The sequence below is a fragment of the Terriglobus albidus genome (assembly GCF_025685425.1).
Taxonomy (GTDB): Bacteria; Acidobacteriota; Terriglobia; order Terriglobales; family Acidobacteriaceae; genus Terriglobus; species Terriglobus albidus.
Genome location: NZ_JAGTAS010000057.1, coordinates 484,383 through 510,747, shown reverse-complemented (window position 1 = coordinate 510,747; position 26,365 = coordinate 484,383). Strand labels below are relative to the sequence as shown.

Genomic DNA, 26,365 nt, shown 5'->3' with positions numbered 1-26,365 from the left:
AGCTTTTTTAGCTTGGGTGCCCGGAGAAATCCATGACCCGAACGAAATCTATTGGAAGCGCCATGCTTCTGGCGGCGGTGGCGGTTGCGTCTGCACAGGGTGTAAATCCTAATCATCCGACCAACACTGACGAATCGAAGGTCGGCTCCTACACCCTTCCTGACGTGCTGAAGACTGCTGACGGCAAGCCGGTAAAGGACGCAAAGACCTGGATCAGCAAACGGCGTCCTGAAATTGTGTCACTTTTTGAGACGCAACAATACGGCCGCGCGCCCGGCCGGCCGAAGGATGAAAGCTTCGAGATCTTTGAAAAGGAAGGAGTTGCCTTTAACGGCAAGGCCATCCGCCGCCAGGTAATGATCCATGTGGACAAGGATCCCGCGGCGCCCCAGATCCAGCTGGTGGAATATCTTCCGGCCAAGGCTAAGGGACCATCGCCAATGCTGCTCTCCATCAGCTTTACGGCGCCCTCGAACATGATCGACGACCCCGGCGTCAAGGTCGGAACGATCTGGGATGCGAAGACGAAAACCAAGATTCCCGCCGACCAGGGCCGTAAGTTCGGGAAGATTGATGTTGAGGCGTTTCTGGATGCCGGTATCGGTGTTTCGACGTTCTACTACGGCGATCTGGACCCTGATTATCTCGGTGGCCTGCAACAGGGAATTCGCGCCCGCTACTTGAAACCCGGCCAGGTTGAACCTGCTCCGGATGAGTGGGGATCGATCAGTGCCTGGGCCTGGGGCATGAGCCGGGTGATGGATTACCTGGAGACCGACAAGGCGGTGGATGCCAAACAGGTTGCGATCCATGGCGTCTCACGTTTGGGCAAGACGACCATGTGGGCGGGGGCGCATGACCAGCGGTTCGCCGCTGTGATCGCGAGCTGCAGCGGCGAAGGAGGAGCGGCGCTCAGCCGCCGGGACTACGGGGAGAGGATCGAGGATCTGGTCAGCCCCCGGCGCTTTCCATATCAGTTCGCCATCAACTATCAGAAGTACGCGTCCGACGTCAGCAAGCTGCCCGTAGATGCGCACATGCTAGTTGCCCTGGTCGCTCCACGGCCGCTGCTTCTGCAGACCGGAAGCACGGATACCTGGTCCGACCCAAAGGGTGAGTTCGAGGCGGAGGTAGCGGCCGGTCCCGTCTACACCTTGCTCGGCAAACAGCCCCTGGGGACGACGCAGTGGCCTGCACCCAACCAGCCCATCTTTCACGATCTCGCCTACTATATGCACGAGGGTGGTCACGGTATGGTGCCCAATGATTGGAAGATTTACGTAGAATTCTTAAAGCAGCACTTCAAGATCTCGGTGTAGGAGACGGGCAAAAAAGAAACGGACACGGCGGTTGCCGTGTCCGTTTTCTTGAGTGCAGGAATCTTTAGCGCAGGAACATGCTCAGTTCGTTAGCGGCTGCCCGCAGGTGCGGCAGGTAGCGCTGCTGCAGGTCCGGTAGCGGCATGCGGGGTGCATGGCTGGAGAGGTTGAGGGTGGCCACGACCCGACCCGAAGGTGCAAAGACCGGTACGGCGATCGAGCGCAGGCCGATCTCATACTCCTGGTCGCAGATCGCGAAGCCGTTGCGGCGTATATTGCGGATCGCCAGACGCAGACGGTCCGGGGTGGTGATGGTGCGGTTGGTGTACGGATAGTAGGTAATACGCGCGAGGAACTGTTCGAGCTGCTCCGGAGGCAGGTAGGCCAGCAGGACACGGCCCATGGAGGTACAGAAGGCCGGCAGGCGCGAACCGATATGCAGATCGACTGCCATGACGCGGGAGACCTGAGAGCGGGCTACATAAACGATCTCGTCACCGTCCAGCGTGGCCACCGAGAACGACTCGCGGAACTGCTGGGTCATGCGCTCCAGGATGGGCTGCGCGGCAGAGGAGAGGGAACTCGACGTGGTGTAGGTGTGTGACAGCGTCAGCAGCCTTGGCCGCAGCGAGTAGCGCTGGCCGTCTTCGGCGCCGGCGAAACCGAGCTTCGTCAGCGTATACAGGCAGCGGCGCACTGCAGCGCGCGACAGGCCGGTCTTCGCTGAAAGCTGCGAGATAGTCATCTGCGGTGTCTGTTGGGTGAAGGCCTGGATGACGACGAGGCCTCGGGCCAGCGACGTCATAAAATTAGGATCACCAGCAAATTGATCAAGGGAAGAAGCCGGCGTCTGCCGGACGGTGGGAGCAGGGGCGGGAGCTTCGGCAACAACGGCGGCAGAATCAGTCTGGTTCGGCATACAACATCCCGTGCGATAGACGCACTATAGTGACGATAAACGAACGGCGTTCCGGAATCAAGGAGAACTGATACGGTGTTGGTTGAATTGGGTAGCGAGGAAACGATCTACTACGAGGCCGCCGGCCCTGAAGGCGCGCCTGCAGTCGTCTTCAGCCATTCTCTTGGTCAGGGAACGTATCTGTGGAATGCGCAGGCGGAGTACTTCAGCTGCAACTTCCGGACTGTGGTTTATGAACAGCGGGGCTTTGGGCGCTCCAGCTCCCAGCAGCCACCGAATACGGTTGCGGGCATGGGGAAAGACGTTCTCGCCCTGATGGATCGTCTCGGCATTGCGAAGGCTCATTTCTGCGGAATCTCGATCGGCGGCATGGTCGGCCTGTGGCTGGGTGTAAACGCGGCAGACCGTATTGGGAAGCTGGTTCTATCGAATACAGCGGCGAAGATCGGTACGGCTGAGTTCTGGCAGAAACGCGCGGAGGACACCCGGCTTGCAGGTATAGAACAGTTTCTGCCGGGAAGCGCAGAGCGCTGGCTGACAGCGGACTTCCGGGAAGAGCATCCCGAGGTAGTGCGGGAGCTGGAAAATTCGGTTCGCCGCAGCAGCATTGCCGGCTATGCCGCCGGTTGCGAGGTGCTGGCGACGATGGATCTGCGTGATGCCGTGAGCCAGATCAAGCTGCCCGTGCTCTGCATCGCAGGCAATGAGGATCCAACCACTCCCCCTGTAGATCAGAAGTTCCTGGTAGAGCAGATTCCTTCGGCAAAGTATCTTGAGCTGCCTTCGGGCCATCTCTCCTGTATCAATCGGTCGGCCTTATGGAACCAGGCAGTCATGGAGTTTTTAGGTAATTGAATGATTGAAGGATTGAATCATTGAAGATCGCTCGGGTGAAGCTGCTATCTTTTGTTTGTCATTTCGCAGCGTAAGCGGAGAAATCTGCTTCTCTACATTGCTACGCTCATGCCCAGGCAAAAAAATACCGAGGGCTGTGGCCGCTTCGGTCCTACGCGATCTGCAAATGTAGAAACTGACTGAAGCCCGTGGGCACGTAGTCTCCAAACGGCTCGCCAAACTGAAAACCGAAGTTCCGGTAGAGCTGTACAGCGGCATCAAACGCGGGGCCGCTGCCTGTCTCAAGACTCAGGCGCTTGATGCCGCGCTGTTTCGCTGTTTCGACAATATGGGCAAGGATTGCTTTGCCAACACCCTGGTTCAGAAAGTCAGGACGAGTCCGCATGGACTTGATCTCCGCCGCCTCTGCATTGAGCATGCGCAGTGCTCCTATACCGGCGAGATGGTCTCCACGCCAGGCGGTCCAGGTCGTGATCTCCGGCTTCTTCAGCCCCGAGAGGTCGAGAGCGTACACACTCTCGGGAGGTGAAGACGCACGCATTCCCGCCAGGTGAAGTGCAAGCAGATCGCGTGTCTGAGGATCGTCAAAGTCAGCAATGCGAATCTCGATCGGTTCCATGCGACAAGTCTCTCTGGAAAGGTAAAAGGCCTGCTCTTCCTGATGAAGAGCAGGCCTCTACGGTTACAAGATTTCTTTACTTGCGGCGCGCCTTGCGGTAACGCTCGATCAGCGCGTTGGTGGAACTATCGTGTTTCAGTTCGCCCGTGCCTTCGAGCTCGGGAACGATGCGCATGGCGAGCACCTTGCCAAGCTCCACGCCCCACTGGTCGAAGGAGTCGATATTCCAGATGACGCCTTGGGTGAAGACGATGTGCTCGTACAGAGCGACCAGACTTCCCAGCACCTTCGGCGTAAGCTCTTCGGCGAGGATGGTGTTCGAGGGACGGTTGCCCTCGAAGACGCGGTGCGGCACCAGCCAGTCGGCCGTGCCCTCGGCCTTGACCTGTTCGGCGGTCTTGCCGAAGGCCAGAGCCTCGGTCTGTGCGAAGACGTTCGCCATCAGCAGGTCGTGGTGGTTGCCGACTGCGTTCAGGGAGCGCATGAAGCCGATGAAGTCGGCCGGGATAAGGCGCGTGCCCTGGTGGATCAACTGGTAGAAGCTGTGCTGGCCGTTGGTGCCGGGCTCGCCCCAGTAGATGGCGCCGGTGTCGTGAGCGACATGCTCGCCCTGCAGCGTAACGTGCTTACCATTTGATTCCATGGTGAGCTGCTGCAAGTAAGCAGGGAAGCGCTTCAGGTACTGATCATATGGCAGCACAGCGTAGGTCTGCGCGCCGAAGAAGTCCGTATACCACACGCTCAGCAGGCCCAGGATAACCGGCAGATTCTTCTCGAAGGGGGCGGAACGGAAGTGCTCGTCCATCTCGTGGAAACCGGCGAGCATCTGGCGGAAGTTGTCAGGGCCGATGGCGATCATCGTCGACAGGCCGATGGCCGAGTCCATCGAATAGCGTCCGCCGACCCAGTCCCAGAAGCCGAACATATTGGCCGTATCGATGCCGAACTTCGCCACTTCCTTGGCATTGGTGGAGATGGCTACGAAGTGATTGGCAACGGCCTTTTCATCTTTCAGACCTTTCAGTAGCCACTCACGCGCGGTGTGCGCATTGGTCATGGTCTCCAGCGTGGTGAAGGTCTTCGAGGCGATCAGGAAGAGTGTTGTCTCCGGATCCAGGTCGTGGGTCGCTTCAGCGATGTCAGTTCCATCGACATTGGAGACGAAACGGAACTCGAGGTCACGTTTGGAGTAGTGACGCAACGCTTCATAGGCCATCACCGGGCCAAGATCCGATCCGCCGATGCCGACGTTCACGACCGTCTTGATCGCCTTGCCGGTAAAACCCTTCCACTCACCGGAACGGACGCGGTCGGCAAAGCCGGACATCTTGTCCAGAACCTCATGGACCTCAGGAACAACATCCTTGCCGTCGGAGAAGATCTGGGTTCCCTTGGGAGCGCGCAGAGCGATATGCAGCACCGAGCGGTTCTCGGTGATGTTGATCTTTTCGCCGGAGAACATGGCGGCGATCTTGTTCTTCAAGCCGGCTTCATTGGCCAGCGAGAGCAGCAGCTTCAGGGTCTCATCGGTGATGCGGTTCTTGGAGAAGTCGACGAAGACCCCGGCAGCCTCAAGGGCATAGCGCTCAGCGCGGCCGGGATCACTGGCAAACAGCTCGCGGAGGTGGGTCTTTTCAATAGCCTTATAGTGCTGCGCAAGCGCGCTCCATGCGGTCGAAGTGCTCATAACGAAATATCTGCTCCGTTCTGTGTCTTGTAGCAGGTGAGTGTTTTGGCCGCAGCCGACGTGTCTCGCGGCCCATCAATTTCATTAGAGCATTTTCCCGTTGCTGGGTATTCCGGAAGGCGCGTGCAGCGGCGTTTTCATTGCGGAAAACGCCCCTAGATCCGGAAGCCCTACTCTACACTTACGGGAAAATGCTCTATCTCCGAGCCCAGGGCCCTCTCGGATAGATGACCGGCAGGGATGGTTTGGCGCCCGACGCAAAGCTCGGAATACAGATTTTTACGGAAGCGCTGCCAGCACATCTGCAGGCTCAGGGCGCACACGGAAATCGGCATGCGCCTCGGCGAAACGAATCGTGCCGTCCTGGCCGACGACGAAGGTGGCCGGCAGGGGCAGACGCCACGCCGCGTCCGTCGCGGGCTTCAGGGCGTTCTGGCCAGTATTGATGAAAGGAATATTGACGAGAATCGAGCGGTAGTACTGCTGCATGGCCGGCGATGGCGTATAGGCAATGCCGAACTTTTCGGCGAGCTCTGAACCCTCGTCCCGCAGAAGCGGGAACCGCAGGGCATGCTGCTGCACGGTGAAGTCAGACTGGCGTACGGTCTGCGGAGAGACGGCCACGAACAATGCGCCGCGCTCACGCAATAACGGGTATAACTCGCGCCAGGTCTCCAGCTCGGTGATGCAGTAAGGACACCACCGTCCACGGAAGAAGTTGATGACCAGCGGCCCCAGAGCAAGCAGGTCCGCGGAACGGATCGGCTTGCCACTGATGGCATCGGGGAGAGAGAACTCGGGAGCTTTGGAGCCTACAGAAAGAATGCGGTCTTCAATGCCGGTCGCGAAGAGCTCAGCGATGGCATTTTCATTGATTTCCAGACGCTCGGCCTGGACGAGCCGCCGCGTATTCGCGGTGATCTCGTCCAGTTGGGTCTGCAGTGCAGGGATACTCTGTTCGTCCACTCTTACATGGTAGACATGTCGTGGCATTCCATGGTGGCCGCGGCATTCTTTTTGGCCTTGCTGCTCTTCGCTGCCTTGGCCACCAGCGAACGGTTAGCCGCGCTTTCTACCGTGGATTTCCTTGCGCCCGAGAGCGACTTCAGCAGCGTCGTCAGGCGCGCATATCCATCTTCACGCGCCTTCTTGTTATTCGGATTGGTGTCGGCCGGGTCAACGCCCGCGCGCATGAATCCATGACCTGCACCGTCATAAGTGACCGGTTCGTAGGTCTTACCTGCAGCTTTCATGGCTTCGATGGTCGACGGAATGGTGGCATCGATACGCGCATCGTTGCCGGCATAAAAGCCATAGACGGGAACCGTGATTTTCTTCATATCATCCGCAGCGGGTGGAGGGCCGTAGAAGACGTATGCGGCGGAGATATCGTGGTTATTGGTCGCAAAGCGGAAGGTCTGTCCACCTCCCCAACAGAACCCGCCAACGGCGATCTTGCCATTGCCGGCGGGAATGGTCTTCGCATATGCAACCGCTGCATTCAGGTCTTCCGTGACGGCGTCGGGAGAGAGCGTGGAGACAGCCTTGGTGACATCATCGCGGCTTGCAAACGAATCGGTATTGCCGCCGTTCGGACCTTTACCGGTGAGCAGGTCCGGAGCGACGACGATGTAGCCGCTGGCGGCCAGATCGTCAGCCATGGTCTTCATCCAGTCACTCAACCCGAAGATCTCGTGAATGAGGACGACGACGGGAGCTTTGTCCTTGATCTCCGGATAGACAACGAAGGCTTGCACAGGCCCACCGGAGGTCTTCAAGGAGATGTACTCACGGTGACGTGGAGACTTTTCGAGGCGGGCTTTGGCCCAGTCCTGGGCGTGAAGGGTTGCAGTAGAGACGGGCAACAGCAACGAGCAGGCAAGCAGGAGTCGGCGCATGCGCAGCAGTGTAGAGTGCCTGACAATCCATCGGCAATTGGAAGAATGTAATTTCTTGCGGCCTAGTGGATGTGCCGCAATGTCGATGCGGGCCGTATGGCATGCGGGTGCGGTCTTTCCTGCAGCAGCATGCACGCCAGGCCAATGTTGACGGTACCGAAACCAAGCAGATAGCCGTAAAGCATGCGCATTGAGGCATCCGTTGCCAAGGGTGCTTCCATGAGGGCGCTGATCAGGAAATAAAGCGACGCGGCGCCGGAGACGAATGCCGAGGCATACACCAGGATCGTGCGATGGTGCCGCCACACATGACGAGCTGTGACGAGGTCTGACACGGCAGCCGCTCCGGCTTGTGCCGCTACCAGATAGAAGAACCAATGCAGACGGGCATGTTCAAAGGCAATGGTTGCCAGCAGCAACGAGATGGTGATACCGACGGAGCCCTGCAACCGGCTTGCGATCTGGCCGGGGCGCTTGGGGAGCGCAAAGCTTTCAAAGAACACCAAGGCACTATCTGCCGCGCCATAGCCCGCCAGGAACAGAATTGACATCACCATGGCAAAAGGCAGCAGTAAGACAGAGGAAGACATCTGCGGGATCAGCAGAATGGCGCAGCCGAAAAGGATCGCCAAAACTCCGCGGAACAACGTGATAATCCAGTACGTTTCGTAGCGGTGCATGGCGCCCCTCCTTTCCGGGGTGAATGCCTAGCGAACGGTCAAGACAGGGCACGGAGCTTCCTGGATCAATCGTGTGAGCGTTGTCCAGAGGGCTCGGCTTGAGAGCGGACCTTTGTTATGGCGGCCCGTGACGATGAGGTTGGCCTCGCACTGCTGTGCCTGTGCGACGATCTCCCGGGAGGGTTCGCCATGCCGTACGCGATACCCGGCCTGGCAGAACGCGGTCGCATCCGCTGGTACCAACTGCTGGAGCCGATGTTCAATCGCCTCGCGGTCTTCCTTGGTCGGCCAGCCGGGCTGCTGGAGGACGTGCAGCAATGTCAGCTTGGCCTGAAACTCCTCGGCAAGCGAGGTCGCATACTGCGCGGCGTGCAGTGCGGCTGGTTCAAGATCGGTGGCGAGCAGAATGCAGGTCGGCGTTTCGGCGACCTTGGCCTCCGGACCGACGATCATGACCGGTATGGGGGACCGGCGCAGCATCGACTCTGCCACGGAACCAAGCAGCACCTTCTCAAATCCGCGCGCACCATGGGAGCCGACCACCAGAAGATCGATCGCCTCGTCCTTTATCACCTTGGCCAGTTCCTCGTTTAGATAGCCTTCGCGAATGGCGATGCGGTGAGGCACGGTAGCCAATTCCATATGTGCCGAGATTTGTGCTGCCATACGCTTTTCGGCATGGGCACACGCGGCCGAAGAGGCTTCGATGGTGGTGAGCGTGGCATCGGGCGTAATGACAGGGGGGATGATGTTATGAAAGAGCACCAACTCAGCCTGGTAGGTACGAGCCAGATGACACGCGGCGAACAGTGCCGCATCCGCATGGGAAGAAAAATCGGTTGCGACGAGAATATGGCGGAACTTCAGCCGGGTGGTCTGAAGGTGAATCTCAGCCGGGGCGGAATGGAAACTGAGCGCCATGAAACACACTCCTTTCGCGGCCGGCATGCAGGCAGCGTAAGAGTGCGCGTGTTCGGGAACCGAAGTCGGTGATGGCAATCACACCGGCTGCCGAACGAATCGATCCCGAGGTCAGCGCTGTTGCGTGCCTCCGGCCAAGCCTCGCCGGCCTTTCCATCTACATCGGGTCGACGAGACGGCCACTATTGTCGCCCCGAAGAATCATGGGCGTCCATATATGTTTTTTGATGCTCAAAAGGCTTACTCTGGCCAATCGTGTGGCTGGAGCAAGCCTTTTGTCATTCCGCGAATTTGATAGCGCCAACGGGGATGGAACCCGTATCAGAGTTCGTTAGCGGCCGAAGCGTCCCATGTTGCCCATCTGACTCATCAGGCGGCGTTGCATCTTACCGCCGCCGGCGCCCATGCCTTTGAACATCTTTCGCATCTGCGCGTACTGGCGGAGCAGGTTGTTGACCTCCTGCACGCTGGTGCCGCTGCCTGCGGCGATGCGCTTGCGCCGGCTGCCTGAGATGATCTCGTGGTTGAGCCGCTCCTTCGCCGTCATGGAGTTGATAATCGCCTCCACGCGGGTGAACTGACTCTCGTCCACCTGGCCGGCCGCCGCCTGCAGGCCCTGGAACGGACCCACCGAGGGCAGCATCTTCAGGATGGACTGCATGGACCCGAGCTTTTTGATCTGCCGCAACTGATCGCGGAAGTCTTCCAGCGAAAACCCGTCACCGGCCAGCGCCTTCTTGGCGAAAGCTTCAGCCTTGCCGCGGTCGAGCTTCTCTTCGGCGCGCTCCAGCAGGGTGGCGATATCGCCCAAGCCCATAATGCGGCTGACGATACGGTCGGGATGGAAGGGCTCGAAGGCGTCGGGCTTTTCACCCGTACCGATGAACTTGACCGGAGCTCCCGTAACCTGACGGATCGACAATGCCGCACCACCGCGGGCGTCGCCATCCATCTTGGTCAACACCACGCCGGTAATGCCGAGACGGTCATGGAAGGCCTTGGCGGAGTTCACGGCATCCTGACCGGTCATGGCGTCGGCGACGAAGAGGATCTCGGAGGGATTGAGGAGCTTCTTCAGCTCCGACATCTCGCCCATCAGCTCTTCGTCGATGCCAAGTCGTCCGGCGGTATCGACCAGCAGAATGTCGCAGCCGAAGTTGGCAGCATCGCGCTTGGCTTCTTTGGCCAGGCGCAGCACCAGCGGCGTGCCGGCTTCGTCAGCTCCGATATTACCGGTGTAGAGCTGGGTACCGATGGACTTGGCGACGACGGCGAGCTGTTCGCGGGCGGCAGGACGGTAGACGTCGACCGAGACCAGCATCGGACGATGGCCGCCTTTTTTCAGCCACTGGGCCAGTTTGCCCGTGGTGGTGGTTTTACCGGAACCCTGCAGGCCCGCCATCAGGATGACGGAAGGCGGCTGCGAAGCGAACTTGAAGCGGGCGGTGTCGCGGCCCAGCAACTCGACCAGTTCACCGTGAATGATCTTGATGACCTGCTCGGTCGGCGACAGGGCGGTCGCTACCTGTTGGCCGATCGCCTTTTCGCGAATGTGCTCGATCAGGTCTTTGGTGACGTTCAGGTTGACGTCAGACTCGAGCAGGGCAAGGCGGATCTCGCGCAGCGCCTCGGTGATGTTTTCCTCGCTGATGGTCCCCTGACCACGAAGGTTCTTAAACGCGCGCTGCAGTTTTTCCTGGAGATTCTCAAACATAGTCGCTTTTCAGTTTATCGCGGAGCAGGGGAGGCCGCTGCCGGCGCCTCCAGCGAGAATTCGGTCGTCCAGCGCTGAGTTTTGCCCGGCGCGACGTGAATGGCGATATAGGCCTCCGGGCAGGTTGCCCGGCTATGTCCCCAGAAATAAAACTTCACGATCGGGGCGTCTGTCTTCTGCCGGACGCGGAGACCGGTCGAGGTGTCGGTGATCTCAGAGGTATTTGGCGTCTGCGGGGTGTAGCCCGTCAGGTAGGATCCCACGGCTCGTCCATTCGGTGGGGGAGCCAGGAACCGAATTGTCTTACCCTCTACGGAGACCGAGTCAGGGAAGGGCGTTTCGACCGTCGGCGCAAATCCAAGTGTGACGGTTGTGCCCGGTCCCGGCCCTTTCCCATCCAGTTGCATAAAAACATGGTTGTAGAGCGCGGAGTCGATCGGGCGCTTGCCCAGGTTCGTCAACGTATGCCGAAGCCGGACAATGTTCGCCTTCTTATCGATCTCCACCGTTTTGGTGTAGCGGTAGTCGAAGCCGATGGTGGAGTGCACCAGCTGGGTCGAGGTAACCGAGTTGCGATTGGAGGTGCTCTTCCACGTGCCGGCGTCGACGATGGGATACTTCCCTCCGAAACTGTAGGGCTTCTCGTCCAGACGGCGCAGAACGCCAACGCCGAGTTTCACGAAGAGACCTCCCGGAGCAGCCTCGTTATAGCCGGGCTCCGCTCCATCGGGGGAGCGGAACTCTTCCGCGGGACCGGTGATGGCATCGTTGCCCAAAGGATCGTAATGTGAGAACCACTGTCCCCAGAAGGTATGGCCGTTCAGCGTGGCGCAGGCGATGCTTCCGCTCCAGTCGAAACGATTCGAGCGGTAGTAGCCGCGCTGCGCATCCGGTAGATGTACAACGGCGGTCAGCTTGCCGTTGGTGATGGTGACGCGCGGAGCATCCGGTGCGGCATCGGTGGGGCACTGTCCAGAAGCCATGTGCGCGGCGAGAAGGGGAGCGGCCAGGGCAAGCATCAGTGATTTCATCGTGCCCATAGTAGCGCGGCGAATGGCTAGCGCGTTTCCTGTGGGTGTAGTCCAGAGATTCCACATTATAGGGAGTCTTCCTCAATGAAAACGCCGATGCACGCCCTTGCGGGATGCCAGCAACAGGGAAAACACTCTAGGATGGCCTGATGAAGAGTCTTCTGGTTTGTGCGGCTGTGGTGGTGGTGTGCTTTGGTGGATTTGCGGGAGCTCAGTCCCCGGCCTTTCGCTCCGTCGATCCGATGATCGGCACCGGCCCTGACGGCCACACTTTTCCTGGCGCCGTCGTGCCCTTTGGCATGGTGCAGCTCAGTCCCGATACCGAGATCAAGCCCTTCAAGCAGAGCTATAAGTGGGCTGCGGGGTATCGCTATGAAGACAGTTCGATCCTCGGCTTCAGTCATACGCACTTCTCGGGTGCAGGCCACTCCGACCTCGGCGACGTGCTGATTACTCCAGAGACGGGCGAGGTGAAGCTCGAGCCCGCTGATTATCGCTCGGCCTTCCAGCATAAGAGCGAGATGGCCGAGCCCGGCTACTACGCGGTGACGCTCGAAACTCCGCAGGTGCGCGCGGAGCTGACCGCGACAAGCCGCGTTGGCGTGCATCGGTATACCTTCCCCTCGGACAAGTCGGCCCACCTGGTCGTCGATCTGCGCTCTTCGATCTACAACTATGCGGGGAAGGTGATGTGGTCCCGGGTTCGTCTTCGCGAAGGTGGCCTGGTGACCGGCATGCGAGAGACTCGTGGCTGGGCTCCGGCGCGCCAGTTGTACTTTGCCATACGCTTCTCCGCGCCGCTAACCGGGCATCTCTTCCGCAATGTGGAGCCTGTGCCGCAGGAGTACCTGGGCTTCTCCGGTGTGCGCCGCGATGCGACCGATGTTCCGTTCAAGGAGGGCCGGGGCCTGGTTGCTGCGTTTGACTTCGGACAGCTAACCCATCCCCTCGTCGTAGAAGTTGCACTCTCAACCGTCAGCGAAGAAGGCGCGATCGCCAATCTGAATGCCGAGGTGAAGGGCTTCGACTTCGATGGCGTTCGCGCACAGGCTCGCGCAGCCTGGGAGAAGGAGCTGGGCCGGGTGGAGTTCTCCGGTACAGAGCCGATGAAGAAGAATCTCTATACCGCTCTCTATCACGCGCTCATGGCTCCCAGTACCGCGATGGACGTGGATGGCCGCTACCGTGGTCCGGATGAAGAGGTGCATCAGGCGAAGGGTTGGGAGTTTGTCTCGACCTTTTCGCTGTGGGATACCTATCGTGCCGAGCAGCCGTTGATGACGCTGCTGCAGCCGGAGGAGCGCACCAACAACGTTGTGCGCTCCCTGATCGCGTCGCAGCAGCAGAGTCCTTACGGCATTCTGCCCGTCTGGCAGTTCGCCGGGCTGGAGACGTGGTGCATGATCGGCTACCACGCCGTGCCGATCCTTGCCGATGCATACAGAAAGGGCATTCGCGGATATGACGCCGAGGCGGCACTGAACGCCATGGTCGCCAGCGCTCGTTATCGCCAGTACGAGGGAGTAGGCGAGTACATCGATCGCGGCTATGTTCCCGTCGATCACGATGACGAGTCCGCATCGGAGACCATGGAGTACGCCTTCGATGATTGGACCATCGCACAGATGGCTCATGCCATGGGGAAGAAGGACATCGAGCAGGAGTTCAACAAGCGCGCAGCGTACTGGCGTAATGTCTTCGATACGAAGAGTGGCTTTGTCCGTCCACGGCTTGCGGACGGAAGCTTCCGCGAGCCGTTTGATCCGGCGAAGGCGGGCAATGGCAGCGGCTTTACCGAAGGCAATGCCTGGCAGTACTCCTGGTATCAGCCGCAGGACGAGGCGGGCTTGATCCAGTTGCTCGGTGGCGAGGACAAACTGATCCAGAAGCTCGACGCCATGTTCGACGCGAAGGTTGATCCCAGGCAGTATGCCGACGTTGAAGACATCGCGGGCATGATCGGACAGTACATCCACGGCAATGAGCCCAGCCATCATCTGGCGTATCTTTACGCCTATGCCGGCGCGCCGTGGCGGACGCAGGAGCGCTTGAAGCAGATCATCGAGTCGCAGTATCGGCCCGCTCCCGATGGTCTTGTCGGCAATGACGACCTTGGACAGATGTCGGCGTGGCTTCTCTTCTCGTCGATGGGCTTCTATCCGGTGGCTCCGGGAAGTAATGAGTATGTCCTGGGCCGTCCGTTCGTGGATGAGACTACGCTGCACCTGCCGAATGGGAAGATGCTGCGCATTGTTAAGGAGGGAAGCGGCGACTACGTCGGCAATGTTTCTTTGAATCACCAGTCGCTGCCCCGGACCTTTCTCCGCCATGACGAGCTACTGGCCGGTGGTGAACTTCGCTTCACGATGCAGAGCGCGCCCAACAAGGAGTTCGGTCGTGCGGCATCAGCTCGTCCTTACTCCATGTCGACGACCCTGCACTAAGGATGGAATAATTCCTCCGCTGAAACTCAGGGAGATTCCATCGTAATGAGAAATCTGTTGTGCGTCCTTGGTATGGCGGCCATGATGGCCGTAGCTCATGCTGCCAGCCGTCCTGCGGATATTGCCTTTCGTATAACGATGATCGATCCCGGATACGGCGAGACGGTCGCCGTCGCGGACCTGAACAAGGACGGCAAGCTCGACATCGTCGCTGGCGAGAGCTGGTACGAAGGACCGCGTTGGGTGAAGCATCCGCTGCGCCAGATCGACTACTCCAGCGGCTACATCGACAATTTCAGCGATCAGATCATGGATGTGGACGGCGATGGCTGGCCAGATGTAATCCAGTGCAGCTACTTCGCACACAATATCGTCTGGCTGAAGAACCCGGGTAAAGGAGGCGGTGCGTGGAAGGTGACGGAGATCGATAACAGCGGCCCCACCGAGTTTGCCTTCCTGGTCGATCTCAACAACGATGGCAAGGCCGAGGAGCTTCTGCCTGAGTTCGACCGTGAGAACGTTCCAGCCGCATGGTTTGAGCTCAAAGACCATAAGTGGGTCAAGCACACGGTCTCGCACCAGAGCTACGGTCATGGCATCGGCGCGGGCGACCTGAACGGCGATGGCCGCACTGATATCCTCACCCCGCGTGGATGGCTGGAGGCGCCAGCGGATATGAATAGCTCCGCGGAGTGGACCTTCCACGCCAATGACTGGGGTGCGAAGCCGATTCTGCCAGCGGGCACACGCCAGGATGCGTCCGTGGTTCCCGTCAACAACGGGCGAATCTCCATGAGTCAGCTTCACCTGGTCGATATCAATGGTGACGGCCGCAAGGACATCGTTGCCGGCATGGCCCACGACTATGGCTTTGCCTGGTACGAACAGAATGCCGATGGCACCTGGACACAGCACATCATTGACGCTTCCTGGTCCCAGGCGCACGAGGTTGTTCCAGTGGACCTCAATGGCGATGGGCAGATCGATTTCGTCGCCGGCAAACGCTACTTCGCGCATAACGGCAACGATCCGGGTGAACGTGATCCTGTAGGCATCTATTGGTATGAGTGGCGCAAGCTGCCTGGCATGCAGGCGAATGCACGCAATGGCGGAGTGGAGTGGATTCGTCACATCGTCGACTACGGTGGCCGCATGGGAGCGGGGGTTGAGACCGTGGTCATTGATATTGATGGCGACGGCGACCTGGATATCATCAGCGCTGGAAAGTCCGGCCTCTTCCTCGCGGAGAACCTGACAAAATCATCGAAGTAGAGCATTTTCGCTGTGGGTGTAGTCAGAGCCTTAACAGGGAAAACGCTCCAGCCGCTACCATAGAGCGATGTACTCGCTCTTCGCCCTGCTCTTCAAACGGAGCTACTGGCAGGTCGTGCTGGGCAAACACAGTTGGGTGCAGGCCTATGCCGACCTGAAGCGTGCCCGTAAGGATCGCCGTGCGCGCAAACGGTTGCGGCAGTTTCTGGTGCTGCTTATCGTACCGGCCTTCTGTGTTCTCTATGTAGCATGGCTCGTGGGCATGGGGGCGATTCTGATCGTGCCTTTTCTCCTGCCTGTGGTCTGGTGGCTGAATCGTCGTAATAAGCAAGACGACACGCCGCCGAGCATCGTACCCCCGCAGGAAGAAAGGCCGTTGCTTTCGGCAGAAGAGATACAGCGCATTCGCAAACACTTTGCGGAACAGATGCTGCTGCTCGCCGTTATGGTCGACCGCGCCGGAAGTGAAGGATTTCTCAAGGAGAAGACCATTCCGGAGGGAATGGAGGTTCTCTCGCGCCGTCTCCATATCGACCTGCTGCGGAAGCACGATCTATGGGATCGCATGCCTCCAGAGGACAGAGAGGCTGTGTTGATGCCGGATGGCCACTGGGACCGCACGATGATTCACTGCGTGGCGCTTGAAGCTGAGCCGTTACGGCTGCTTCGCTGGATCCTGCGGTTGGACTTCTATCTGCCCACCGTCGGACAGTGCATGCGCACGGACTACACCATGGCCTCGGACCTGGTGAAGACGCCGGAGCGTGCCTTTCAGGGCGATAAGCTCATCGATCTACAGACACTTAATAACGGCTTCGACGCGGCAGAACAAACCTTTGCCCGCTGTATTGCTGAGGGGATCCATCGCGGCTACTATGAACCGCGCGATCAGGAAGCTGCTGCATGGGCCACGGGAGTCGTGAAACGCCTGAGCGGCGATCAGCATGAAGATGTTGTTCTGGGTTCAGTGCTGGTCAGCGAGGCGAGCGAAGAAGAGGTGCGCTGGGCGACTGAACTCGCTTCCCGGCGGAGAAGCTTTCTTGCCTGGGTACGCGCCCTCCTGCGGGGTGAACAGCCGCTGACGGAGGGCTTTATCGTGACCAGTGTTTATACGGCCCAGGCAGCTGCGCCTGAAGCGTCAGGGAACGAAGCGGAGGTAGACCAGATAGGCAATCAAGGCTCCGGCAACGGCGACGATCATGCCGGAGACTCTGCGCTTATACACGAAGAACAGAAGCACCAGCCCGGTCAGTGAGACCAGCGTCAGCAGCGCGGCAGAGATGTCGATGAACATCGACCAGGCTGTGCCGGTGTCGCGTCCCTTGTGCAGGTCATTGACGATGGCGATGAAACCGTTGCGGGTCTCAGTCAGGTCGTACTTGTTGGTGTCGCGATCGATGAAGATATCGGCGGCATATCCTGGTCCCTTGAACGAAACTTCGAGTTGGTTGTCATCGACCCGAAAGTCGGAGACTGCTCCATGCAGCTTGTGACGCGAGCGGAGATCCTCGGCGATCTTTAGCTTGTCGGGCTCTGCGCCGTTCGCAGGACGCAGCCATTCGTGCGGAAGCTCACCTTTGGTGACCGTGGTCTTCTCCTTTCCTCCCAGGGCCTCAGCATGGTTCAGTGTGATGCCGGTGATGGAGAAGAAGAGAACGATGGCGAACGAGACCATCGACAGATAGATGTGCAGCCAACGCGAGATGATGGCAGTGCGCCTTCGTAGACGCACGGCCATCGTGATCGGCCGCTTGGGTGGAGTGACCATCGTTGCCATGGATCTAGTGTTTCCCGTAGTCGACGGTTGCTGTGCCAACCTCGGCCTTGCCCTTGAGCGAGAACCTGGCCGGAGTCTTTTCGTCGAAGTTGATCTCCTGTCGCAGCAGATCGTAGCCACCGTGCTCACGCGCTGCTTCAATCAGGATGGTGTACTTGCCCGGCTTTACCTGCTTGCCCTTGTTGTCCTTTCCATCCCAACGCAGCGTGTAGGTTCCAGGGACGCGGGTTGCAGAGCTCAGTGTGGCGGTCAGGTCGGTACCTTCGGCCATATTGCGCATCTGATCGTCGCGGTACCACTGCTTCAGCTCACTCAGCCAGCGCGGCTTGGCAAACCACAGGGCCAGGGTGCGGACAGGGAAGCGATCCTGGTCTTCCACCCATACCGCAACATAGGGACGGCGGTATCGTGGGCTATCGATGCGCGCGATTTCGAAATTGATCATTACATCCAGGCCGGCGGTTTTGGTCGCTGGTGCGAAACCGGTAGTGACCAGGCGAGGAATCTCACGGTTCTGCCAACCGGCGGATGCGATCGTTGATCCGTCGCGCAGCACCAGCAGGTAATCGACACCGACAAGCTTCGCGGCGAGCTTCTTCGACTCCTCGGGCTGCATCACGCTGAACGCTGTTGCCAGTGCGCCGGCCATTGCCGGGTCCTTGGCGATGACGGTCGACGAGATGACGTTCTCTGCCGTCTCGCCGGTGCGCGGATCAATTAGGTGCGAGTAGTGCTGCCCGCCGATGTCGAAGCCTCGGCGGTAGTCGCCAGAGGTGGCAATGGTGCGGTTGGTTACGCGGACCACGTCAATGGGTTCGTCATTGTCGGCAGCGGCCTTCGGATCGGTGACGGCAACACGTTCCGTCAGATCGCCGCGAACGACGATGTCACCACCGATGTTGAGCAGAATTCCGCTGGCGCCAGCTGCCAGAGCCTTATCGGCCGCATGGCCGGCGATGTAGCTTTTCGCGAACGAGTTCAACGCGACGGGAGCATCGTCCAGATGGGTTGCGGTGCCGTGCTTTTTATCCAAAACCCAGTGCGGCTGCTGCATCTTCTCAACAGCTTTCTTGAGTTCCGTTTGTGTGGGGACGCGGTTCTCCACGGCGGCCAGCTTCCAGACACGGGTGGCAGTCTCGGCGCTGGGATCGAGAGCTCCGCCGGTCTGCTGGCGGTACTCATCGAACAGAGCAAGCACTTCTAGCAGCTCTGGAGAGACCTTTATTGGAGTGTTGTGGGTCTTCATCCAGCGTGAGAATTCAGAGTTCGCTTGCCAGGCGGAGAGAATTTTGTTCTCGCGCTCAATCTCGCTTAGCACAGCCTTTTCCGCGCGGTTCGTCTCCCCGGCGGAGGCAGTAAGCAGCTTCAGCTCCATCGATGTGCCAAGAATGTTGTCGTAGTGAAAGACGTGGGCAGCCGGATTCTGTGCCAGGGCAGAAGCGGTAAGGCAGAGCAATAGTGCCGTGTTCTTGTGAAAGGACATGCAGAACCTCTTTCTTCGTTATACGAACCAGTTGGACTTCCGTACGCGGTCGGCAGCCAAGTTGGAGCGTTTTCCCTGTAGGTGTAGGTAGGGCTTCCGCATCTATGGGCGTTTTCCGCAATGAAAACGCCGCTGCACACCTTTCCGGAATAACCAGCAACAGGGAAAACGCTCTAGTTGCGAGGGACGTCAGACCGTTGTCCTTCCGGACGAGGTCCACGTTGCTGCTGTGGCATATTGGCGAAGTAGGTAGTTGCTTCCTGCAGATCGATCCCCCCGTCATGGTTGGTGTCGATCTGATTGAACTGCGGTCCCATACGCTCGGGAGCCTCTTCGATGGTGACCTTGCCGTCCTTGTTCGTATCCCACTCTTCGAAGAAGTGCGCGGCGCGATCCGCCGGTGTCTGCTGGCGCATACGAATCTCCGCTGCGGAGAGAGTTCCGTCGCCATCTTTGTCTAAAGTCTTCAGCGCGGCAGGGGCAGCGGCGATCTCTGCTGCGGAGATGATGCCGTCATGGTCGGCATCGAGCGCCGAAAGGATCGGATCCATACGGGTGATATTGGCTCCTCGCTCAACGCGTCCGTTCGGCCCGGCGGTCTTTGCGGCAGTAGATTTCAACTCGTCGTCGGTGATCTTTCCATCGCCGTTCTTGTCCGCGCGCGTGAAGATCCCAGCCATGCGCTCCGGAACTTCGTCTTTGGTCAGAACTCCGTCACGGTTTTTATCGAAGACCATCAGGCGCTGAGCCATCTCGTCGGCATTGTTCGCCTTGGGGTCAGCCTGATTCGGCAGATACTCCAGAGAAGTGAGCTGGCCATCGTGATTCACATCCAGCGAGAGCAGACCGGCCGAAGCTGCGGCGATCTCTGCGAGAGAGAGCTGGCCATCATGGTCGGTATCCAGCGCCTGCAAGACGATGCGGGGCGGAGGCCCGCCGGGACCGCCACCAGGGCCAACCGGTCCCCCAGGACCCTGCGCCAGGACAGCAAAAGGAAGGACAAAAAGAGAGAGGGGCAGAGCACGACGCATACGAAAAACCACCTTCTATTTAGGACATATTCAGTCCTATTTTTATAGGACAAATAAGGTCGCAGTTCAAGAGACGGGTATTTTCCTGAGTGGTTTCGCGCGAGAGCAGCTCTCCTAAAGGTGTAGAGCGGAGTTTCGGAGTCCTCAGCGAACTTTTTCGCTGGGGTGAAGTTTCGGCAGTATGCACCGTTTTCCTCCGAAGAAAACGGCATTCGCAGATCTCCAACACTACGGTATAAGGAGAATTGCTCTAGACGGGCGGAAGCCCGGAGACGACCTCGACTCCGGCAGGCGGCGAGAAGACAAAGTCGGAGTCCTTGGTAGGGACGTTCTCTTTCAAGGAACTGAAGCTGAACTCGGTAATGGAGCCATCCTGCTCTTCGATCTTCAGGCCGACGATGGCGCCGGTTGCCTCCATGACTGTAACGGTGAACTGCTTCACCCGATCCTCCATACCCTTCGGTACGCCAGTGAAGATGGCTCGGTCGCCGGAGGTGGTCATGCTGAGGTGGTCGAGCTCTTTTTCAAGATTGGTGTGGCCCAGCAGAAAGCGTAGAGGGCTGCGCATGTCGTCCAGTTGCTTGGCCGGAATCTTCTGCGCTTGGGCGTCGCCCGGGGTGTAGAAATAGGCATTTTTTCCATCCAGGACGAAGAGCTTGCCCTCAGGAGCGGCGTAGCTCCAGCGCATCTTGCCCGGTTTCCTCAGGAGCAGGGTGCCGCTCTCGGTCCGGTTCATTCCCATACCGGTATATCGCTCGGTGTACTTCGCCTCCAGCGAGCCGAGCCGGTTGTAGTGCTCATTCACGCGTTTCGCGACGTCATGCAGCGTCTGAGAGAAGGCTGGAACGGCGAAGAGAAGAACAAGACTTGCGAAGCGACGAACCATAGTTCCTATGATGCGTGAAAATTTCGCTTTACATATAATGAATAGGTTATATAAATAAAAAGCTATGGAAGCGGCTATGAAATCGATAGACCATCTCGACATCACGTTTCAGGCACTTGCTGACCCTACGCGGCGGGCGATTCTTGCCCGGCTTGCCCAGGGCGAGGCATCGGTCAACGAGCTCTGCGAGCCGTTCGCGATGAGTCAGCCGGCCATTTCGCGGCACCTGAAGGTGCTGGAGCAGGCCGGACTTATCTCGCGCGGCCGTGATGCACAGCGGCGCCTGAGCCGCATTGAAGGAGGGCCTATGGCGGAAGCGAATGCATGGCTCGAAGGCTTCCGGCGTTTCTGGGAGCCGAGCTTTCAGCGTCTGGACGGACTTCTGGAAGAGATGAAAGCGGACGAGGCAAAGAGAGGGAAGGAGAAATAGGGAATGCAATTTGGAAAGCTCACACAGGAACGGGTCGGAGCGAAACAACTGATCATCGCACGCTCCTTCAACGCTCCACGGGATTTGGTGGTTAAGGCGAATACGCAACCTGAGTACGTTCGCCGTTGGCTTCTTGGGCCTCCAGGATGGGAGATGCCAGTCTGCGAGATGGATCTCCGTGTCGGAGGACGGTATCGCTGGGAGTGGTCTCACGCTGAGAGCAGCATGCGTATGGGACTCGGTGGTGAATATCTGGAGATCGACCTGCCGCATCGCATTCGCGTCACCCAGCAGTTCGACGATGCCTGGGATGGAAAACAATCGACCGTCGAGACCGAGTTCCTGGAGCAGGGCGCACAGACCGTCATGAAGCTGACGATCACGTATGAGTCCGAGGAGATTCTGGAGCGGGTGATGCAGAGCCCGATGACCAGTGGGATGGAAATGGGTTACGAGCGCCTTGAGGCGCTCCTTAACGAGATGGAGGGGAAGTAATGGTAATCACCAAAGGGAAGTCCACAGTCGATATTCTGGGCGAGACAGGCATCGTCGTAACCCGCACCTTCGCGGCGCCGCGCAGCATGGTCTTTGATGCACTGACCAAGCCGGAGCTGCTGCAACGCTGGCTGCTGGGGCCTGAGGGCTGGACGATGCCGACGTGCGAAGTAGACCTGCGAGTTGGAGGCCGAATCCGCTTCTACTGGAAGAGCGCCGATGGCAAGGAGTTGCAGCTAAGCGGGGTCTTCATAGCGATCGATGCTCCCAAGGGATTCTCTGCAAACCAGCGTTTCGATCTTGGCTTTATCGGGCCGGAAGAGAAGCTGACCTACATCCTTGAAGATCAGGGCGACGAGACCCTGATGCGTGCCGAGATCGTGTACCCGACCCGGGAGATTCGCAATGGAAGCCTGCAGAGCGGCATGACCGACGGCATGGAGACCAGCTATGCGCGGATGGATGAGGTGCTGGAGTCTCGCTAAGCCGCCAACGAAGAAAAGCCCGCCTTCCCGGCGGGCTTTCTTGTTCTATACAGCTACTGCTACTGGACGGGAGCGGTGCAGGCGGTGCCCCCGGCCGCGTCATACTTCACCTGCTGCGACTCGTCAGAGCAGAAGCCGCGGTCGCCGGTCTTACCGACCTGCTGCGGAACTGCCGTGATCTCGTACGAGGTGTACTGGTCTGTGTTGTTGACGGTCACCTTGGTGCAGTTGGTGATGGCGAACGTGTAGCCCGCTTTTACACCGCTGGCCAGATCGGGTGGCAACAGATGGGCCGAGGTCGGGCTCGCCGCACCAGAGGAGTCTTCACCGCCAAGAGCGGAAAGGGAGCAGGCAAACCCGTTCGCCGGGTAGTTCGATGCATACATCTGCTGTGCCTGTGCGATGGCACGCACCGACTGAATGGCCGAAGTTTCATTGGCCTTACGGCGAATCTTGGTGAGCTGCGGAATGGCCAAGGTCATCAGGATCAGGATGACGGACATCACGATCAGGAGCTCGACCAGGGAGAAACCACGTTCCTTGGAGCGCTCGTAACGTTGCGAAAGAGACTTGATGTTCATGATTCCTCTGCGAATGGAGTTTAGCAGGCGAGATCGCTGCGTTCGATATCGATGCCGTCAAGGTTGCCAAGCAGTGCCAGGGCGAGGGCATCCGGTTGGAAGAGTTCCTGTGCCAGCACCTGCAGGTCCTCGCGGGTAACAGCCTCTACCTGATCGATAATCTCGTCCACGGTAAAGAAGCGATCGAAGTACATCTGCTGACGCGCCAGGTTGGCCATGCGGCTGGAGGAAGACTCCAGGCCGAGCACGATGTTGCCCTTCAGTTGATTTTTAGCGCGTTCCAGTTCGTCCTCGGTGACCGGCTCCTGTTTGAGACGGTGCAGTTCGGCGACGGTCAACAGAATGGCCTCTTTCGCCTTCTCCGGAGCCGTGCCGGCGTAGACGCAAAGGGAACCGGTATCGCGGAAGGGGTTCATTTCGGAGTAAATACTGTAAGCCAGGCCACGGTCTTCGCGGATGGTCTGGAAGAGGCGGGAGCTCATACCTCCACCGAGAATCGTATTGAGCAGATAGACGGGATAGCGCAGTTGCGAGGCGACGGCTGGCGCGGTCGTACCGAGGCAGATCTGCACCTGTTCGAGCGATTTCTTATTGCGCAGGGTCAGATGATGCTGCGCCTGCGGACGAGCGCGTCCGGGCAGGGCGCTTGAGGTTGCCGAGAGGGCCGAGAAGTGCTGCTCGACCATGGCCACAAAGGTGTTGTGATCCAGATTGCCGGCAGCCGAGAAGACCATATTGGCCGCGCTAAAGTGCCCGGCATAGAAATCGAAGACGGTTTGCTGGCGGAAGGAAGAGACGGTCTTCTTGGTTCCAAGAATGGGACGCCCCAGGGCGTCGTTCTTCCAGAAATTCTGCGTGAAGAGCTCGTGGACCAGGTAGTCCGGGTTGTCCTCATCCATCTTAATCTCTTCCAGGATGACGGACTGCTCACGGACGATATCGTCTGGTGTGAACGTTGGATGCAGCACGAGATCGGCGAGCACGTCCATGGCTGCAGCGACATTGCTGTCCAGCACCTTGATGTTGAAACAGATGGTCTCTTTCCCGGTGAAGGCGTCCAGGTTGCCGCCGATGGCATCGACCTCGCGGGCGATCTGCTGTGCGCTGCGTGACGTGGTGCCCTTGAACACCATGTGCTCGACAAAGTGCGACATCCCGTTCAGCTCCGGCGCTTCATCGCGTGAGCCTGTCCCCACCCAGACGCCCATGGAGACGGAGCGGAGATGCGGCATGCGTTCGGTCAGGACCAGGAGGCCATTGGGAAGGCGGGTTTTGCGGATGTTGCGGGCCGGATGGCCGGAGGTCGCGGTGGTTGAGTTCTCGGCCAGGGTAATGTCCAGGGACAAATGTTGCTCCTTCATGGCAAACGCCTCGAAAACGGGCGGAAACGGCTATTGTTTCATAAGACGTGTCTGAAGGCGTTAGAGTGAGAACAGGGGAAACACACGAGATGGCCGGCAGTACGCAGACCACGCAGAATGAACAGCTTGCCGCTTCGGGGAAGGCCCCGGTGCAGCGCGCGCTCTTCGGTATGACGCTGAAGCAGTTGACGGCGCTGGTCGATGGTCTGCGCCAACCTCTCTTCCGTGCCAAACAACTCCATGACGCTCTCTACCGGCAACGTGTGGAGTCCATTGACGATATCTCCACCTTCCCGGTCGCGGTGCGCGAGAAATTGAAGGCAGATGGTTGGAGCGTCGGCCTGCCACAGGTGGCCCTGGTGGCAAAGTCTGTTGATGGCACGGAGCGCTATCTGGTCAAGCTGGGCGACGGCGAGACAGTGGAGACGGTGTGGATGCCAGGCGGCGACGGGGGCGAGCAGGGAGACGGAACGCCGGCCGCAGAGGAGGAAGAAGCTGCCGCTCCTCCGATGGATGAGTACAAGCGCGGCACCATCTGTATCTCTAGCCAGGTGGGCTGTGCGGTCAACTGTCAGTTCTGCCTCACGGGCAAATTGGGATTGCGCCGTAACCTGACTGCCGGCGAGATCGCTGGACAGGTGGCTGTGGTGCTGAACCGTCAAGGGATGCAGATCGGCAAGGACCGCATCAATCTAGTTTTCATGGGGCAGGGAGAGCCTTTCCACAATTTCGATAACTTCATGGATTCGGTCCGGTTGTTGGTGGGGCCGATGGGAATTCCGGAGTCGCGCATGACGGTGTCGACCTCCGGCATTCTGCATGGCATCGACCGCTATATGCAGGAACCGGTTCGACCGAAGCTGGCGATCAGCCTGAATGGATCCAATGACAAGGTGCGCACTGCCGTGATGCCAATCAATAAGAAGTGGCCGATTGGTGTGCTGCTGAATGTCATCCGGCAGATCCCACTGCGGCCGAGGGAACGGTTGACCTTTGAATATGTTCTTCTAGGCGGCGTGAATGACAGCGTGGAGAATGCTCGTGAGGTCGTGCAACTGCTACGCGGGTTACGGGCGAAGGTGAATCTGATCATCTGGAATCCGGGTCCCTATATGCCCTTTGAGCAGCCTGACGATGAGCGTGTTGCTGCCTTCCAGCAGACCTTACGCGAAGGGGGACTGCCGGCTTACATCCGCCGCCCAAGGGGACGGGATATCTACGCCGCCTGCGGACAATTGAAGCGCACGATGGACGACGAGCGCCTGGTGACGATTCACTAAGCGCATATAGACCTATAGCTAGAAACGGAAAGGGCTAGACTTTTTACGCTCTGCCGTTCTTTTGTCATTTTGGAGCGATCGGGGTCCCCGGCAAGCTTCGCTGGCTGGGGTGAAGCGGAGCGGAGAAATCTGCTTCTCTATCGATGTTCTTTAGTCTAGGGCCAAAGAACGGTCGCGCACAGCGCGATACCCACCCTAAGCCCCAGCGAACGAATTCGCCGGGACCCCACCCCTTTGCTCCGCAAAGAATGGGGCAACGAGACTATCGCCGCATTGAGTTTTTCGGTACCAACCTAAACCCGGATCACCCGGATATCTTTCGCCGCATAGCTAGCGGCGACCGACTCAGGCAGCCCGGTATCGGTGATCAGGATATCGATGTCTTCGAGTGGAGAGACGAAGGCCGGCGAGACATTGCCGAACTTCGACGAGTCAGCAACGACAATCACCTGCTTGGCCTGCCGTGCCATGGCGCGGAAGACGAGAGCCTCTTCCTGCTCGCGTGTGGTGGCGCCGCGTTCGAGGTCCACACCGGTTACTCCGAGAAAGACCTTGTCCATATAAACCGTGTTGAGGAAATCAAGTGTCGCCTGGCCCGAGAGAGAGAAGGCCCATGCCCACGCCAGCAGGCCGCCGGTCAGCGATGTCTTGATTCCGGGCTGATTGCACAGCTCCATACCGATGTTGATGGCATTGGTGACGACCGAGATATTGCGGCGATGGCGGAGCGCGCGGCCGATCTGGGTCGTGGTGGTGCCGGCGTTCAAGCCGATGGTCTCGTTCTCCTGGATCAGATCGGCTGCCGCCAGGCCGATGCGCCGCTTTTCCTCGGCGAAACGCCCCTCGCGCGATTGGAAACTGATGTCATACCGAAAGGGCTCATACAACAGGGGCTCCACCAGGGTCGCGCCGCCATGAGTACGGCGGATCAGGCCGCGTTTTTCCAGACGCGTAAGATCACGACGGATCGAGGGAGCAGAGGTGCCGACCGTTGCGACAAGTTCTTCAACGGAGATATCTCCATTCCGCAGCAACAATTTCATGATCCGCTCGGCGCGTTCTTCGGTCTTCGTAGACATAATGGTCTCGAACAGCTTATACCCAGATCTCACTCAAATGGGCAGAGTATTTGATCGTTTGGACACCAATAAACCTTAATTTCGCAGATGATTGACCATATTGCGGCGATATAATCAT

General features: G+C 58.9%; 25 protein-coding genes. 9 read left to right on the top strand and 16 right to left on the bottom strand.

The genetic code is table 11. The features are described from left to right. Positions 1–32: 32 nt before the first annotated feature. A complete protein-coding gene (locus tag OHL21_RS18520; RefSeq protein WP_263418776.1) occupies positions 33–1,319 on the top strand; it encodes a S9 family peptidase in 1,287 nt (428 codons plus the stop codon). Positions 1,320–1,383: 64 nt separating this feature from the next. Here the strand turns inward: OHL21_RS18520 and OHL21_RS18515 are convergent, their stop codons facing one another. Beyond that, positions 1,384–2,238 carry an IclR family transcriptional regulator domain-containing protein gene (locus OHL21_RS18515; protein WP_263418775.1) on the bottom strand — a complete coding sequence of 285 codons (855 nt, stop codon included), beginning with the start codon at positions 2,236–2,238 and terminating at the stop codon, positions 1,384–1,386. A 75-nt stretch (positions 2,239–2,313) separates the two neighbouring features. Here OHL21_RS18515 and pcaD point away from each other — a divergent pair, with 75 nt between their 5' ends. Next, positions 2,314–3,093 carry a 3-oxoadipate enol-lactonase gene (pcaD, locus tag OHL21_RS18510; protein WP_263418774.1) on the top strand — a complete coding sequence of 260 codons (780 nt, stop codon included), beginning with the start codon at positions 2,314–2,316 and terminating at the stop codon, positions 3,091–3,093. 151 nt (positions 3,094–3,244) lie between these two features. Here the strand turns inward: pcaD and OHL21_RS18505 are convergent, their stop codons facing one another. The 8 genes from OHL21_RS18505 to OHL21_RS18470 form a co-directional block, all read right to left on the bottom strand. Beyond that, positions 3,245–3,712: a GNAT family N-acetyltransferase gene (locus tag OHL21_RS18505; RefSeq protein WP_263418773.1), complete on the bottom strand. Its 468-nt coding sequence runs from the start codon at positions 3,710–3,712 to the stop codon at positions 3,245–3,247. Between the two features lie 76 nt (positions 3,713–3,788). Further along, positions 3,789–5,399, bottom strand: a complete 1,611-nt coding sequence (pgi, locus tag OHL21_RS18500; protein ID WP_263418772.1) for a glucose-6-phosphate isomerase — start codon at positions 5,397–5,399, stop codon at positions 3,789–3,791. A 279-nt stretch (positions 5,400–5,678) separates the two neighbouring features. Next, entirely contained in the window at positions 5,679–6,365 is a 687-nt protein-coding gene (locus tag OHL21_RS18495) for a peroxiredoxin-like family protein (protein ID WP_263418771.1), read from the bottom strand. 2 nt (positions 6,366–6,367) lie between these two features. Next, the gene (locus OHL21_RS18490) at positions 6,368–7,297 is read right to left on the bottom strand and encodes a dienelactone hydrolase family protein (RefSeq protein ID WP_263418770.1); all 930 of its coding nucleotides are present in this window, start codon (positions 7,295–7,297) and stop codon (positions 6,368–6,370) included. A 62-nt stretch (positions 7,298–7,359) separates the two neighbouring features. Further along, positions 7,360–7,977 (bottom strand): hypothetical protein, encoded by a 618-nt coding sequence (locus OHL21_RS18485; protein WP_263418769.1) that lies wholly within the window; start codon positions 7,975–7,977, stop codon positions 7,360–7,362. A gap of 27 nt (positions 7,978–8,004) precedes the next feature. Then, positions 8,005–8,898, bottom strand: a complete 894-nt coding sequence (locus tag OHL21_RS18480; protein WP_263418768.1) for a universal stress protein — start codon at positions 8,896–8,898, stop codon at positions 8,005–8,007. Positions 8,899–9,229: 331 nt separating this feature from the next. Continuing rightward, positions 9,230–10,612, bottom strand: coding sequence for a signal recognition particle protein (ffh, locus tag OHL21_RS18475; protein ID WP_263418767.1), 1,383 nt, complete (start codon positions 10,610–10,612; stop codon positions 9,230–9,232). A gap of 14 nt (positions 10,613–10,626) precedes the next feature. Further along, positions 10,627–11,709 (bottom strand): hypothetical protein, encoded by a 1,083-nt coding sequence (locus OHL21_RS18470; protein ID WP_263418766.1) that lies wholly within the window; start codon positions 11,707–11,709, stop codon positions 10,627–10,629. An 83-nt stretch (positions 11,710–11,792) separates the two neighbouring features. Between OHL21_RS18470 and OHL21_RS18465 the strand changes: the two genes are divergently transcribed. From OHL21_RS18465 to OHL21_RS18455, 3 genes are all read left to right on the top strand, one after another. Further along, positions 11,793–14,087, top strand: a complete 2,295-nt coding sequence (locus OHL21_RS18465) for a GH92 family glycosyl hydrolase (RefSeq protein WP_263418765.1) — start codon at positions 11,793–11,795, stop codon at positions 14,085–14,087. A gap of 45 nt (positions 14,088–14,132) precedes the next feature. Then, complete coding sequence (locus OHL21_RS18460; RefSeq protein ID WP_263418764.1) at positions 14,133–15,359, top strand: FG-GAP repeat domain-containing protein; 1,227 nt, start codon at positions 14,133–14,135, stop codon at positions 15,357–15,359. 67 nt (positions 15,360–15,426) lie between these two features. After that, positions 15,427–16,614, top strand: a complete 1,188-nt coding sequence (locus OHL21_RS18455) for a hypothetical protein (RefSeq protein ID WP_263418763.1) — start codon at positions 15,427–15,429, stop codon at positions 16,612–16,614. Here the strand turns inward: OHL21_RS18455 and OHL21_RS18450 are convergent. From OHL21_RS18450 to lolA, 4 genes are all read right to left on the bottom strand, one after another. After that, on the bottom strand, positions 16,498–17,136 hold the full coding sequence (locus OHL21_RS18450) for a PepSY-associated TM helix domain-containing protein (protein WP_263418762.1): 639 nt from the start codon (positions 17,134–17,136) through the stop codon (positions 16,498–16,500). The genes OHL21_RS18455 and OHL21_RS18450 overlap by 117 nt on opposite strands. A 4-nt stretch (positions 17,137–17,140) precedes the next feature. After that, positions 17,141–18,619 carry a DUF2271 domain-containing protein gene (locus tag OHL21_RS18445; protein WP_263418761.1) on the bottom strand — a complete coding sequence of 493 codons (1,479 nt, stop codon included), beginning with the start codon at positions 18,617–18,619 and terminating at the stop codon, positions 17,141–17,143. A gap of 173 nt (positions 18,620–18,792) precedes the next feature. Then, complete coding sequence (locus OHL21_RS18440) at positions 18,793–19,650, bottom strand: EF-hand domain-containing protein (RefSeq protein ID WP_263418760.1); 858 nt, start codon at positions 19,648–19,650, stop codon at positions 18,793–18,795. 250 nt (positions 19,651–19,900) lie between these two features. Then, positions 19,901–20,536, bottom strand: a complete 636-nt coding sequence (lolA, locus tag OHL21_RS18435) for an outer membrane lipoprotein chaperone LolA (RefSeq protein ID WP_263418759.1) — start codon at positions 20,534–20,536, stop codon at positions 19,901–19,903. A gap of 76 nt (positions 20,537–20,612) precedes the next feature. On the opposite strand from lolA, the gene OHL21_RS18430 reads away from it, so the two are divergent. From OHL21_RS18430 to OHL21_RS18420, 3 genes are read left to right on the top strand one after another with little or no spacing between them, the layout of a single operon-like run. After that, positions 20,613–20,966 carry an ArsR/SmtB family transcription factor gene (locus OHL21_RS18430; RefSeq protein WP_263418758.1) on the top strand — a complete coding sequence of 118 codons (354 nt, stop codon included), beginning with the start codon at positions 20,613–20,615 and terminating at the stop codon, positions 20,964–20,966. Positions 20,967–20,969: 3 nt separating this feature from the next. Beyond that, complete coding sequence (locus tag OHL21_RS18425) at positions 20,970–21,461, top strand: SRPBCC domain-containing protein (protein WP_263418757.1); 492 nt, start codon at positions 20,970–20,972, stop codon at positions 21,459–21,461. Next, the gene (locus OHL21_RS18420) at positions 21,461–21,946 is read left to right on the top strand and encodes an SRPBCC domain-containing protein (RefSeq protein WP_263418756.1); all 486 of its coding nucleotides are present in this window, start codon (positions 21,461–21,463) and stop codon (positions 21,944–21,946) included. Before OHL21_RS18425 ends, OHL21_RS18420 begins: the two co-directional genes overlap by 1 nt. Before the next feature lie 59 nt (positions 21,947–22,005). Here the strand turns inward: OHL21_RS18420 and OHL21_RS18415 are convergent, their stop codons facing one another. Further along, the gene (locus tag OHL21_RS18415; protein ID WP_263418755.1) at positions 22,006–22,527 is read right to left on the bottom strand and encodes a type IV pilin protein; all 522 of its coding nucleotides are present in this window, start codon (positions 22,525–22,527) and stop codon (positions 22,006–22,008) included. Positions 22,528–22,547: 20 nt separating this feature from the next. Beyond that, on the bottom strand, positions 22,548–23,888 hold the full coding sequence (locus OHL21_RS18410) for a M16 family metallopeptidase (protein ID WP_263418754.1): 1,341 nt from the start codon (positions 23,886–23,888) through the stop codon (positions 22,548–22,550). Positions 23,889–23,977: 89 nt separating this feature from the next. Between OHL21_RS18410 and rlmN the strand changes: the two genes are divergently transcribed. Then, a complete protein-coding gene (gene rlmN / locus OHL21_RS18405; protein WP_263418753.1) occupies positions 23,978–25,168 on the top strand; it encodes a 23S rRNA (adenine(2503)-C(2))-methyltransferase RlmN in 1,191 nt (396 codons plus the stop codon). A gap of 293 nt (positions 25,169–25,461) precedes the next feature. Here rlmN and OHL21_RS18400 read toward each other — a convergent pair whose 3' ends face one another. Next, complete coding sequence (locus tag OHL21_RS18400; RefSeq protein ID WP_263418752.1) at positions 25,462–26,247, bottom strand: DeoR/GlpR family DNA-binding transcription regulator; 786 nt, start codon at positions 26,245–26,247, stop codon at positions 25,462–25,464. Between the last annotated feature and the right edge of the window lie 118 nt (positions 26,248–26,365).